Origin of the sequence: Rhizobium leguminosarum (genome assembly GCF_001679785.1) — a bacterium.
Lineage (GTDB): Bacteria > Pseudomonadota > Alphaproteobacteria > Rhizobiales > Rhizobiaceae > Rhizobium > Rhizobium leguminosarum_R.
Window position 1 is genome coordinate 2,496,715 of the sequence record NZ_CP016286.1, and the last position, 12,004, is coordinate 2,508,718.

11 protein-coding genes are annotated in these 12,004 nt (G+C 61.8%); 5 read left to right on the plus strand and 6 right to left on the minus strand.

The features are described 5' to 3' along the window. Window positions 1-114 precede the first annotated feature (114 nt). Window positions 115-1,764 (minus strand): energy-dependent translational throttle protein EttA, encoded by a 1,650-nt coding sequence (gene ettA / locus BA011_RS12495; RefSeq protein ID WP_011652822.1) that lies wholly within the window; start codon window positions 1,762-1,764, stop codon window positions 115-117. A gap of 98 nt (window positions 1,765-1,862) precedes the next feature. Further along, window positions 1,863-2,603, minus strand: coding sequence for a ribonuclease T2 family protein (locus BA011_RS12500; protein WP_065280705.1), 741 nt, complete (start codon window positions 2,601-2,603; stop codon window positions 1,863-1,865). A 159-nt stretch (window positions 2,604-2,762) separates the two neighbouring features. On the opposite strand from BA011_RS12500, the gene BA011_RS12505 reads away from it, so the two are divergent. From BA011_RS12505 to BA011_RS12520, 4 genes are read left to right on the plus strand one after another with little or no spacing between them, the layout of a single operon-like run. After that, window positions 2,763-3,692 carry an alpha/beta fold hydrolase gene (locus tag BA011_RS12505; RefSeq protein WP_065280706.1) on the plus strand — a complete coding sequence of 310 codons (930 nt, stop codon included), beginning with the start codon at window positions 2,763-2,765 and terminating at the stop codon, window positions 3,690-3,692. 33 nt (window positions 3,693-3,725) lie between these two features. Next, window positions 3,726-4,682, plus strand: a complete 957-nt coding sequence (locus tag BA011_RS12510; protein ID WP_065282517.1) for a DMT family transporter — start codon at window positions 3,726-3,728, stop codon at window positions 4,680-4,682. Between the two features lie 26 nt (window positions 4,683-4,708). Continuing rightward, the gene (locus BA011_RS12515) at window positions 4,709-5,911 is read left to right on the plus strand and encodes a CaiB/BaiF CoA transferase family protein (RefSeq protein ID WP_065280707.1); all 1,203 of its coding nucleotides are present in this window, start codon (window positions 4,709-4,711) and stop codon (window positions 5,909-5,911) included. A 13-nt stretch (window positions 5,912-5,924) separates the two neighbouring features. After that, on the plus strand, window positions 5,925-7,583 hold the full coding sequence (locus BA011_RS12520) for a thiamine pyrophosphate-binding protein (RefSeq protein ID WP_065280708.1): 1,659 nt from the start codon (window positions 5,925-5,927) through the stop codon (window positions 7,581-7,583). Window positions 7,584-7,726: 143 nt separating this feature from the next. On the opposite strand, the gene BA011_RS12525 is transcribed toward BA011_RS12520, so the two are convergent. From BA011_RS12525 to BA011_RS12535, 3 genes are all read right to left on the minus strand, one after another. Next, window positions 7,727-8,071, minus strand: coding sequence for a RidA family protein (locus BA011_RS12525; protein WP_003541466.1), 345 nt, complete (start codon window positions 8,069-8,071; stop codon window positions 7,727-7,729). Window positions 8,072-8,144: 73 nt separating this feature from the next. Continuing rightward, on the minus strand, window positions 8,145-8,483 hold the full coding sequence (locus BA011_RS12530; RefSeq protein ID WP_017961334.1) for a TIGR01244 family sulfur transferase: 339 nt from the start codon (window positions 8,481-8,483) through the stop codon (window positions 8,145-8,147). Window positions 8,484-8,554: 71 nt separating this feature from the next. Then, window positions 8,555-9,394 (minus strand): DUF4432 family protein, encoded by an 840-nt coding sequence (locus tag BA011_RS12535; RefSeq protein WP_065280709.1) that lies wholly within the window; start codon window positions 9,392-9,394, stop codon window positions 8,555-8,557. Between the two features lie 357 nt (window positions 9,395-9,751). On the opposite strand from BA011_RS12535, the gene BA011_RS12540 reads away from it, so the two are divergent. Next, a complete protein-coding gene (locus BA011_RS12540) occupies window positions 9,752-11,152 on the plus strand; it encodes a L,D-transpeptidase family protein (RefSeq protein WP_065280710.1) in 1,401 nt (466 codons plus the stop codon). Window positions 11,153-11,228: 76 nt separating this feature from the next. Here the strand turns inward: BA011_RS12540 and BA011_RS12545 are convergent, their stop codons facing one another. After that, on the minus strand, window positions 11,229-11,942 hold the full coding sequence (locus BA011_RS12545) for a ParA family protein (protein WP_065280711.1): 714 nt from the start codon (window positions 11,940-11,942) through the stop codon (window positions 11,229-11,231). Window positions 11,943-12,004 lie beyond the last annotated feature (62 nt).

The window sequence follows — 12,004 nt, forward strand, 5'->3', positions numbered from 1 at the left end:
GGTGGCAAGCGGCAATTCGCACTCTCCGCGAAATTGGCTGCTCAGATTGCGACAAGGCGTGACATGAAAAAGCCCCGGCCGAACCGGGGCTTCCGCAAGCAAAAATGAGCGAAATCAGCGTGTCAGGCGCTTATGGGCCTGGCTGCCCGGGTTGAGGGCGTCGGGGCCGAGGCGGCGCACCTTGTCCTGTTCATAATCCTCGAAGTTGCCTTCGAACCATTCGACATGGCCGTCGCCTTCGAAAGCGAGGATATGCGTCGCCAGGCGGTCGAGGAACATGCGATCGTGGCTGATGATGATGGCGCAGCCAGCGAAGTTCTCCAGCGCGTTCTCCAAGGCACCCAGCGTTTCCGTATCGAGGTCGTTGGTCGGTTCGTCGAGCAGCAGAACGTTGCCGCCGGCCTTCAGCATCTTGGCAAGGTGAACACGGTTGCGCTGACCACCCGAGAGATTGCCGACCTTCTGCTGCTGGTCGCCGCCCTTGAAGTTGAAGGCGCCGCAATAGGCACGGGAGTTCATGTCGAACTTGCCAAGCTTGATGATTTCGGCGCCGCCGGAGATTTCCTCCCAGACCGTCTTGTCGGCCGCAAGGGTGTCACGGCTCTGGTCGACATAACCGAGATGCACGGTCTCGCCGATGCGGATCGAACCGCCATCCGGCGTTTCCTGGCCGGTGATCATCCTGAATAGCGTCGTCTTGCCGGCGCCGTTCGGGCCGATGATGCCGACGATGCCGCCTGGCGGCAGCTTGATCGACAGGTCGTTGATCAGCGTGCGGCCCTCGAAGCCCTTGGTGATGCCGTCCATCTCGATGACCACCTGGCCGAGGCGCTCGCTGACCGGGATGATGATCTGCGCGTCGCCAGGACGCTGCTTTTCGGCGGCATCCACCAGTTGCTCGTAGGACTTGATACGCGCCTTGGATTTGGCCTGACGGGCCTTCGGGCTGGACGCGATCCATTCCTGTTCGCGGCTGATCGCCTTCTGGCGCGATGCGTCTTCGCGGCTTTCCTGCAGCATGCGCTTGGCTTTCGCCTGCAGGTAGGCCGAATAGTTGCCTTCGTAAGGAATGCCACGGCCGCGGTCGAGTTCTAGGATCCAGCCGGTGACGTTATCCAGGAAGTAGCGATCGTGGGTAATCATCATCACGGCGCCCGGATAGTCGCGCAGATGTTTTTCGAGCCAGGCGATGGTTTCGGCGTCCAGGTGGTTGGTCGGCTCGTCGAGCAGCAGCAGATCCGGCTGCGAAAGCAGCAGGCGGCAGAGCGCGACACGGCGGCGCTCACCACCGGAAAGGCTGGTGACTTCGGCGTCGCGCGGCGGGCAGCGCAGGGCTTCCATCGCCATCTCGACCTGGCTTTCCAGATCCCAGAGGTTCTGGCTGTCGATGACGTCCTGAAGCTTGGCGCCCTCTTCCGCCGTCTCGTCGGAATAGTTCATCATCAATTCATTGTAGCGATCGAGGACAGCCGTCTTCGAGGCAACGCCTTCCATGACGTTCTCGAACACCGTCTTGTTAGGATCGAGATGCGGCTCCTGCTCCAGATAGCCGACCGTCGCACCTTCGGCGAGCCAGGCTTCGCCGGTATACTCCTTGTCCTGACCTGCGATGATGCGCAGCACGGTGGATTTACCCGCGCCGTTCGGACCAAGGATACCGATCTTGGCATCCGGATAGAACGAAAGGTGGATATTCTCCAGGATCTTCTTGTTGCCATAGGCCTTGTTGAGGCCGGACATATGATAGATGAACTGACGTGCCATGCTGCGCTGCTCCGGGCGGGAAACTTCGATTGTGCCGCTATGTAGGCGAAACAGCGCCTGCGGGCAACGCCGAAACCCGGTTTACTCAGGATTTCCGGTCAAAAGCCCGCAGCATCGACGACGCCCTCGTCACAACCGAACGACGTTTTTCCAGCACCCTGGATCAGATCGGCAAGGCCGGCACTTTTCGCCGATGCCGCCCCGGCCGCTTCCGAAAGCCCGATCGTCAGTTCGCTGATCATCCTGACATTGCCGGCCCGCCGGCAGCTCATCTTGACGCGGTCGCCGGCACCCGGCCCGAAGCTCTTGTCGAAAGCCGCCTTGATCGCGTCGGCCTTGACCGGCTTGCCGATATTGGCGGCGAAAAGATCGCGCACCGCCGACGCGTTGAGCGCGCTTACGAGATGCATGCCGACGCCGAAATAGTCGTCGGCGCTCATCTTCGTGCAAGTGCCATGCTTCACCCATTCATGCCGTTCCAGGCCGGATTGCGTGCCGGGCATCGCCTTTGCGAGCGCCGACTTCGTCTCGGCCGCAAGCGTGACCTCCGGCAGCTTGTTCCAGTCGCCATCCTTGTCGGCGGCCTTCTGCTCGGCGCTCACGCCGCAATAATCCTGCCGCATCGGCCAAAGTCCGTGCAACGAAAAGTTCGTCGCGTCCGGGCGCTCGCCGGTCTGGCTCGCGCACTCGGCTTTCTTCTGGTTCGTCTGGCAAAAGGCCGGCTGCCAGCTCGCCGCCAGAATGAAGCGGGTGCGCCCGCCGGCCTCCTGCGCCACGCCGGCGCCGGCAACAACCATCGACACGGCAAACGTCAAGGTACGCAACTGCATGCTGCTCATTTCAACCCCCAAAAAAAGAACAATACAGGAACAAATAAGCATCAAAATCAAAAGACCGCAACCCTGAATCGCAACAAGGCCGCAATTTGTTATCGGATAATCAAATGCCCATGTTGCAATTGCCCGGCGATCTGGTCTGTTGCCGCCGGGAGGACCCACATGTTTTCTGAAACGCAAAGGCTCGCCGTGCCAGGGGCGTCGCTGGCCTATCACCATGCTGAGGCCATCACCGCTCCACGCGGCATCCTGTTGATATCCCATGGCTTGGCCGAACATTCGAAACGATACCGCTCCTTTGCCGAGGCGATGGCGGCGCGCGGCTATCATGTCTATGTCCATGATCACCGAGGCCACGGCGAGACGACGGCGCCCGATGCGCCGATCGGCCGCTTTGCCCGGCGCGGTGGGGTCGAAAGGGTGATCGGCGACGTCATCGCCATGCGCGGCCATGCGGCCTCCCGCCATCCCGGCCTGCCGGTGGTCCTCTTCGGCCATTCGATGGGCGGCCTCATCGCGCTCAATGCTGTCGTCACGGCTCCGGCCGACTTCGATGCCGTCGCCGTATGGAATTCGAATTTCGCCGTCGGCCTTGCCGGCCGCGCCGCCCAGGCGGTCCTCCTTGCCGAGCGCATGCTGAAGGGCTCCGACGTGCCGAGCGGCTTGCTGCCGAAGCTCACCTTCGGCACCTGGGGCAAATCCATTCCCGGTCGCCGCACCGAGTTCGACTGGCTGTCGCGTCTTCCTGATGAAGTCGACAAATATGTCGCCGATCCGCTCTGCGGCCTTGACGCCTCAGTCTCTCTCTGGCTCGATCTCTTCGAGCTGACCTTTCGCGCGCCACAAAAAATCCACCTCGACCGGCTGCCGCGGGACATGCCGATCCATCTCGTCGGCGGCGGAGAAGACCCGGCGACGGAGCGTGGAAAAGCCGTGCACTGGCTGTCAAACCATTTGAAAGCCCAAGGCTTCTCCCGTATCAGCACCGAGATATATCAGGACATGCGGCACGAAACACTGAATGAGATCGGCGCGGAAGCGGCGATCGCAGCCTTCGCGGACTGGTGCGACAGGGCCGTCGCACGATCCTGAGCGATCAATATCCTGAGTGACAGGGACTTCATGATGAACAGCACCTCCGCCCGCCCCGTTTCGTCCGCCTCCGACGTGACGATGGGGCTTGTGCTGATGTTTATCTCGGTGATGTTCTCGCCGCTCATCGACATTTTCGCCAAGCTTGCCATCGTCACAGTCCCGTCCGCCGAAATCACCGCCGGCCGCTTCGCCGTGCAGGCGCTCTGCATGCTGCCGATTGTGATATGGCGGCGCAGCTTCGCCGATTTTTCCTGGCGCCAGAATCTGTTCCATGCCATCCGCGGCGCGATCATCACGATCTCGATGATTTCCTTCGTCACCACGCTGAAATACATGGCGGTCGCCGACGCGATTGCGATTTTCTTCGTCGAGCCGATCATGCTGACGATCCTCGGCGCTATCTTCTTGAAGGAGACGATCGGCTGGCGGCGCTACAGCGCCTGCGGCGTCGGCTTCTTCGGGGCGATGCTGATCATTCAGCCGAGTTTCGAAGAAGTCGGCTACATCGCGCTTCTGCCTGTCGTCAGCGCGCTCTGCATCGCCATCTTCGTGCTGATGACGCGCGTCCTCTCGCATAGGGAGGACCCTTGGGCGATGCAGTTCCAGATGAGCATCTGGGGCCTGTTCTTCTGCGCCATCCTGCTTTTCCTGGGCCAGGGAACCGGCTCCGATCTCTTCGATCCGGTCATGCCGGATGGCCGCGCCTGGTTCTATGTCGCCGGCGTTGGCGCCATGGCCGCGATATCGGGCATCCTCGGCGTCTATGCCTATCGCGCAGCACCAGCCTCGACGCTCGCACCGCTGCAATATTTCGAGATCGTCTCGGCGACGATCTTCGCCTGGCTGGTCTTTGGCGACTTCCCGGATGCGATCAAATGGCTCGGCATCATGATTATCATGGCGTCGGGCTTCTACATTGTCTGGCGCGAGCGCCGCTTTGCATCGAAACCGGTATCCGGTACATCAGAGGCGACGCTGGCGCCCTAGATCTAAGAACGAGAGCCCGGAGGAACATGACGGAGACCGTGACGAAAAAACCGCCCCTGGCCGGCATCCGGGTGATCGAGCTTGCCCGTGTGCTCGCCGGCCCCTGGGCGGGACAGATGCTCGCCGATCTCGGTGCCGACGTCATCAAGGTCGAAAATCCCGACGGCGGCGACGATACGCGCCAGTGGGGGCCACCCTTCGTCGAGGGCGCCGACGGCGAGAATCTCTCGGCCGCCTATTACCACGCCGCCAATCGCGGCAAGCGCTCCGTCACAGCCGACCTGAAGAGCGCCGAAGGTCAGGATCTCGTCCGCCGCCTCGTCTCCACCGCCGATGTGGTGATCGAGAATTTCAAGCTCGGCGGCCTCGTCAAATACGGGCTCGATTATGACAGCCTGCGCAAGGTCAACCCGAAGCTCGTCTATTGCTCGATCACCGGCTTCGGCCAAAACGGCCCTTATGCCAGCCTCGCCGGCTACGATTACATCGTCCAGGGCATGTCCGGCTTCATGTCGATTACCGGTGAGCCGGACGGCCAGCCGATGAAGGCAGGCGTCGCCATCGCCGATATCTTCACCGGCATCTATGCCGTCTCGGCGATCGAAGCCGCTCTGATCCATGCCCTGAAGACCGGTGAAGGCCAGTTGGTCGACATGGCGCTGCTCGATGTGCAATCGGCCGTGCTCGCCAATCAGAACATGAATTACCTGGTTTCCGGCGAGGCGCCGACCCGCCTCGGCAACGCCCACCCCAATATCTCGCCTTATGAGGTCGTGCCGACGGCGGACGGGTACCTCATTCTCGCGGTTGGAAACGACGGCCAGTTCCGCCGCCTCTGCACCATCCTCGGCCTGGAGGCCATCGCCGGCGACGAGCGTTTCGCCACCAACAAGGCCCGCGTCGGCAATCGCGGCGAAGTGCGCCGCCTCGTCTCCACCGAAACGCTGAAATGGCAGAAGGCGGATCTGCTGAAGGCCTGTGAAGAGAACGCGGTTCCATCAGGCGCAATCAACACGATCGAGGAAATGTTCGCCCATCCGCAGGTGCAGGCCCGCGGTCTGCGCATCGACCTTGCGGATGCCGCCGGAACGGTGATCCCCGGTGTCAGGACGCCTGTTGTGCTGTCGGAGACGCCGCTGCGTTATATCAGGCCGAGCCCGCGTCTCGGCGAACACCAGGCAGAAATTCTGGCGGAACTCGCCGAGCGCGAGAGGAAGGCATCGTCATGAAGAAGGCATTGTCATGAAGAAGACTGGCGGGGAACTGATCGTCGAGGCGCTGAAGGCGAACGGCGTCAAGCGTCTCTCCTGCGTGCCCGGCGAGAGCTTCCTCGCCGTGCTCGACGCGTTGCGCGACAGCGATATCGACGTCCTCGTCTGCCGCCAGGAGGGCGGAGCGGCGATGATGGCGGATTGCTGGGGCCGGCTGACCGGCGAACCCGGCATTTGCATGGTGACCCGTGGCCCCGGCGCCACCAACGCCTCCGCCGGCCTGCATATCGCCAAGCAGGACTCGATCCCGATGATCCTGTTCATCGGCCAGGTGCAGCGCGAAGCACGCGAGCGCGAAGCCTTCCAGGAGGTCGAGTTCCGCCGCGCCTTCACCGAATTCGCCAAATGGGTGGGCGAGATTGACGATGCTGCCCGTATTCCCGAGTTCGTTACCCGCGCCTTTGCGGTCGCAACCTCCGGCCGGCCCGGCCCTGTCGTGCTGACACTGCCGGAGGACATGCTGCGCGATGAGGTCGAGGCACCCCGCGCCAGGCACTATGCCAATGTCGAGGCCCATCCCGGCCGCCGCCAGATCGACGATTTCTATCTCCGCCTGCTAAAAGCCGAGCGGCCGATGATAATCCTTGGCGGCACACGCTGGGATGCTGATGCCGTCGCCGATTTTCAGAGCTTCGCCGAGCGTTTCCAACTGCCCATCGGCTGCTCCTTCCGCCGGCAGATGCTGTTCGATCATCTCCATCCCTGCTATGCCGGCGATGTCGGCATCGGCATCAATCCGGCGCTGGCAAAGGAGATCAAGGAGAGCGACCTGCTGATCCTGCTTGGCAGCCGCATGTCGGAAATGCCGTCCTCGTTCTATACGCTGATCGATATCCCCTACCCCCAGCAATCGCTGGTGCATATCTATCCCGACGCTTCCGAGCTTGGCCGCATCTATCGCCCGGATCTTGCCATCTGCGCGGCACCTGCCGATTTCGTCGCGGCCCTCGCCGATCTGGAAGCGCCGGCCGAACCGCACTGGACCGGGCGCACCGCGCGCCTGCACCAGGCCTATCTCGCCTGGTCGACGCCACCATCGACAGGTCCGGGCGCCGTCCATATGGGGCCGATCATGGAATGGCTGGAGGCCAATACCGGGCCGGAGACGATCTTCACCAATGGTGCGGGCAACTACGCCACCTGGGTGCACCGCTTCCATCGTTTTCGCCGCTTCAACACCCAAGCCGCCCCCACCTCCGGCTCGATGGGTTACGGCCTGCCGGCCGCCGTCGCTGCCAAGCGGCTCTTTCCCGAGCGCGAGGTTATCTGCTTTGCCGGCGACGGCTGCTTCCTGATGCACGGCCAGGAATTCGCCACCGCCATCCGCTACGGCCTGCCGATCATCGCAGTCGTCGTCAACAATGGCATCTACGGCACGATCCGCATGCATCAGGAGCGCGAGTATCCCGGGCGCGTCAGCAGCACCGATCTGACCAATCCCGACTTCGCAGCCCTTGCCCGCGCCTATGGCGGCCACGGCGAGACGGTGGAGACGACGGCGGATTTCGCCCCGGCCTTCGAGCGCGCACGCGCCAGCGGCAAACCCGCGATCATCGAGATCAAGCTCGATCCCGAAGCGATCACGCCGACACGCACGCTCTCGGAAATCGCGCAAACAAAAAGCCGGTGAGAAAACTCACCGGCCTTGAAGGATAAAGCATGTCGCGCAAAAGTGTGCAGCGGTTTTGCGACAACGACATGCGTAAAAACAAAGACTTAAAGCGCAAGGAGCGAATCTGAAAGATCGCGACGCGCTTTAGGGACGCTGCGACTTCAGTCGAGTGCGGCCGTGATGATGAACTCGACCTTGTATTTCGGCGCAGCGAGCTTGGCTTCGCTGGTGGCGCGGGCCGGCGGATTGGCCGGATCGATCCAGCCTTCCCAGACGGCGTTCATCTCGGCGAAATCGGCGATGTCGGCGAGGTAGATGATCGTCTGCAGGATCTTCGACTTGCTGCTGCCCGACGCAGCCAGCAGGCGGTCGACTTCGGCAAGCGAGGACTTGCACTGATCGGTGACGCTTTCGCCCTCGCCGACCTGGCCTGCGAGATAGACTGTATTGCCGTGAATGACGGCGCCGCTCATGCGCGAGCCGACGTCGATACGCTTGATGCTCATCATAGTCTCCTGAGTGAATGGAAGGTGGCGGCGCTGAGGTTCAGCGCCGGAAAGTTTGCACCCGGAACGGGGCTCAATTGCGGATATGGTGGGTCTTCTGGTAGATCGCCGTCGAGCGTGCGCCGGAACGGCAATAGCCAAGCATCGGCCGCGGAAATTCGTCGAGCGCGTCGACCATGCCCTGCACGGCTTCCTCGGTCACGCCCATCGGCCCAACAGGCACATGGGCAATTTCGAGACCGAGCTCCCTCGCGCGCGCCTCGATGACGGAGAACGACGTCTGGTCGGGACTTTCATGGTCGGGGCGGTGGCAGACAATCGATTTGAACCCCAGCGCCTTGATCTCGTCGAGCTCCTCGAGCGTGATCTGGCCCGAAACCGAATATTCATCGTCGATCTGGCGAATATCCATCGTCTTGTCTCCTCAAAAATCGTGGGCTGAAGGTCTACGACGGAGGTCTGCCAGCGTCAACAACACTTCGCTCACAGGAAGGTAAAGGTCAGCGCATAGCTGCGGCTCTCGCCGGGTGCCAGCATGTTGAATTCACAAGCTGCCTCAAGCTCGTCGCGCGATATCCAGCGATGCGAAACCGGCTCGATGCCGATGATATGGGCCGGCGCCTTCTGGTTCCGCCAGACCTGCAGATGGGGCAGCGTGTCGGCACGGAAACGCACCCGCAGCGTCCTGCCGCCGATTGCGGCGATCGGTCCAAGGCGGACCTCCGCGAAACCCTCCTCCGTCGCCGGCGCCGCGACGCAGAAGATGCCGCCCGGCTCCTCGCCGAAGGCCCAGGGGAAACCGCCATTTTCCAGCATCCGGCCTTCGAGCCGTGTGCCCCCGTCCAACCATTTGCCGCCAGTGTTCATGTGGTACATCAGGAAGGTCGGCACCGTCCTATCGCTGGTATTGACGACCCGGTCCTCAAGCCGCACCTCGCCGGTCGCCCCATCGATCCGCCACATCCGCTCGATGCGCTGCGGCAGTCCCTCGACGGTAGTAATGTCGATATCGGCCCGGCATTCGGCATTGCCGTTCTCGAACTTCGTCCACAGCACCTTTGCCGCATGACCGGAGGCCGATCCGTGCAGCGGATAGACCTTGCCATCGCCCCGGCCGGGGATCGACTGGCGGTGGCGGATGTGGTCCGGCCCGCAGGTGAACAGGAAGCCTTCGAGCGAGTGATCGATTCGCGGATCGCCATCGTCGGGAATGGCGCGTTTCGGCGCGATGTCGACGCCTTCGACGATGCATCCGCCGATATCCAGCACCGATGTTTCATCCAGCATCAGGCGTGGCCCGCTTGCGGCGGCAAATTCGATCATCACGGTCTCCTCAGGGATTATCGACTCTTTAGCGCCGTGCGTCCTTCCGGACGCCACAAAGGACGCTCTAACTCTTTGAATCCTCGCATCGTCCATTCCGAAAATCGTTTCCGATTTCGGAAAGCACGATGCGCTAGCGTTAGGTTTCACGCCGCCATTCGTCAATCAGTGCGGCTCCTATCTTGTGTTTTTGCAGCAACCGTGAATTTTGCGGAACTGACACAAGGACGCAAACGTTTATGAGTAAAAGGAAATCTTAGTGATTTTCATATTTTGTTCAGCACGCTTTCATAAATTCCACACTAGCGTCAAAATTCGCAGGTGTGTGTCTGCCAGTCACTGATCGAGGTATGATACGTGGATCGCTTTTTGAAGTCGGCATTTTGTCTCGCGGCCGTCCTGGCTGCTCTTGCGGCTACAGCGTCGCAGGCAGGCGCGCAGCAGTTCCGCGATCGCCGCCAGAGCGATATCGTGCTTGTGACGCCGAGCGGTGAAATCCTCGACTATGTTCCAGCCGGCTATATCTACGCCCGCGACCGTAGCGGCAATCGTGTCTTGATCGACGACTATGGCAACGTCGTCGCCACCGAGATGCGCGCCCGCGGCTACTATCCGCCGCGGCCCGGCCCGCGCGAAGTCTATAACGGCCAGTACGGCAACGACCCCTATTATTCCGACAACAATCCCTATGGCGATATGCGTTATTCCGAGCGCGGCGCTGTCACCGGCGGCATACCGCAAGATGCCGCGATCGAGCGCCAGCCGCTCGGTGACCAGCCCTATCCCGAGGATAACAGCATCGGCAATCCGCAGCCCGGCGACGATTATGCCTCGATCGATCCCGACCAGCAGATCCCGCCCGCCGATCAGCCGAAGGCCGCACCCGATGAACCTGTCATCACGCTGAACAACAAATCGAAGCCGGAGATCGTCGCTTTGCAGGTCTTCCTCGACCGCGCCGGCGCCTCCCCCGGCGTCATCGACGGCCATATGGGTTCGAACGTCACCAAGGCGATCTTAGCCTACGATCAGATGACCGGCTCGAAGCTCGACCCGAACAACACCGACGCCATTCTGGAAGAGCTGCGCATGACCGGCGGGCTGCCCGTCGTCAGCTATACAATCACGCCTGCCGATGCGGCCGGCCCCTTCGTCGCCGAGATTCCGGAAGACTATTCGCATAAGGCGCTGCTGCCGTCGCTGGCTTACACCTCGACCACCGAGATGCTGGCCGAGCGCTTCCACATGGATGAGGCTTTCCTCAAGGAGATGAACCCCGGCGCTGATTTCACCGTTCCGGGCACCGTCATCAAGGTCGTCAATCCGGGCGAGCCGAAGAGCGGCGCGGTCGCCCGCATCATTGCCGACAAGGGCCGTAAGCAGGTCTTCGCTTATGACGGCGCCGGCAATCTGCTTGCCGCCTATCCGGCGTCGATCGGCTCCACCGATACCCCCTCTCCGTCAGGCACGGTCAACGTCGAGCGCGTCGCCCTCAATCCCGGCTACACCTACAATCCGAAGATCAATTTCCAGCAGGGCGCCAATGACAAGATTCTCAACATCCCGCCCGGCCCGAACGGTCCCGTCGGCACCGTCTGGATGGCGCTTTCCAGGCCGACCTACGGCATCCATGGGACGCCCGAGCCCTCGAAGATCGGCCGCACCCAGAGCCACGGCTGCATCCGCCTGACCAACTGGGATGCCATAGAGCTTGCCAAGATGGTCAAGCCGGGAGTGACGGTCGAATTCGTCGACTGAAATCATTCTCACGATAACAACGACAAGGCCGCCAGATCGCTCCGGCGGCCTTATCGTTTCAGGTGGGAATATATATTCAGGCGGCGGAGCGGACCATCGGGCTCGTCACGCGGGCGGATGCCGTCAGCCTCGCCGGCAGCTTGCGCATTATTTCTTCGGCAAAACAGGCAGCGTTTTCCCGGGCCTTGTCGAGATTGCTGACGCGTGTAGGATCGATCGTGTGCAGCGTGCCGCCACAGTCGAAGATGTCGCGGAAGGCGGAGCGTTCGATGATAGCGGTATCGAGCACCGGCACATGCCGCTCGCTGAGCAGCGACTTGACGACTTGCAGCGCCCGCGTCGTCACCATCGAGTTGACGCGGGTGAGCACCACCGAATGGCCGATCTTGATGCCCGCCTTCTCATCCAGATATTGCAGCAGTTCGAGCACCTGCGCGCCGCCGCGCGCATCCATCGCACAGCCCTGGATCGGGATCAGCACATGGTCGGAAAGCCCGACGGCGGTGGCGAGCAGCGGATTGCGCGCACCCGGCAGGTCGACGATGAAATAGTCGGTATTGTGCTTGTTCTCGCTGATATGCAGCGGCAGCGACGCAGTCGTCACGAAATCGATCACCGAAACATTGGGCACATGACCTGATATTTCGTGCCAGCGTGAAATCCAGTGCTGCGGGTCGGCGTCGAGAATGGTGACGCGATAACCTTTGCGGGCAAGCTCGGTCGCGAGCAGCAGAACAGCGGTCGTTTTGCCGGCGCCGCCCTTGGTATTTGCGAATGTGATGACAGGCATGTTCGGTCCTCGGAAGGAAAATGGTGCGAGCTGGAATCGCTCTTTTACGCACCCTCGGAGCA

What these genes read in the sequence shown, in the direction of transcription:
- ettA (WP_011652822.1), bottom strand. Translation starts at nt 1,764, where the DNA reads ATGGCACGTCAGTTCATCTATCATATGTCCGGCCTCAACAAGGCCTAT.
- BA011_RS12500 (WP_065280705.1), bottom strand. Translation starts at nt 2,603, where the DNA reads ATGAGCAGCATGCAGTTGCGTACCTTGACGTTTGCCGTGTCGATGGTT.
- BA011_RS12505 (WP_065280706.1), top strand. Translation starts at nt 2,763, where the DNA reads ATGTTTTCTGAAACGCAAAGGCTCGCCGTGCCAGGGGCGTCGCTGGCC.
- BA011_RS12510 (WP_065282517.1), top strand. Translation starts at nt 3,726, where the DNA reads ATGAACAGCACCTCCGCCCGCCCCGTTTCGTCCGCCTCCGACGTGACG.
- BA011_RS12515 (WP_065280707.1), top strand. Translation starts at nt 4,709, where the DNA reads ATGACGGAGACCGTGACGAAAAAACCGCCCCTGGCCGGCATCCGGGTG.
- BA011_RS12520 (WP_065280708.1), top strand. Translation starts at nt 5,925, where the DNA reads ATGAAGAAGACTGGCGGGGAACTGATCGTCGAGGCGCTGAAGGCGAAC.
- BA011_RS12525 (WP_003541466.1), bottom strand. Translation starts at nt 8,071, where the DNA reads ATGAGCATCAAGCGTATCGACGTCGGCTCGCGCATGAGCGGCGCCGTC.
- BA011_RS12530 (WP_017961334.1), bottom strand. Translation starts at nt 8,483, where the DNA reads ATGGATATTCGCCAGATCGACGATGAATATTCGGTTTCGGGCCAGATC.
- BA011_RS12535 (WP_065280709.1), bottom strand. Translation starts at nt 9,394, where the DNA reads ATGATCGAATTTGCCGCCGCAAGCGGGCCACGCCTGATGCTGGATGAA.
- BA011_RS12545 (WP_065280711.1), bottom strand. Translation starts at nt 11,942, where the DNA reads ATGCCTGTCATCACATTCGCAAATACCAAGGGCGGCGCCGGCAAAACG.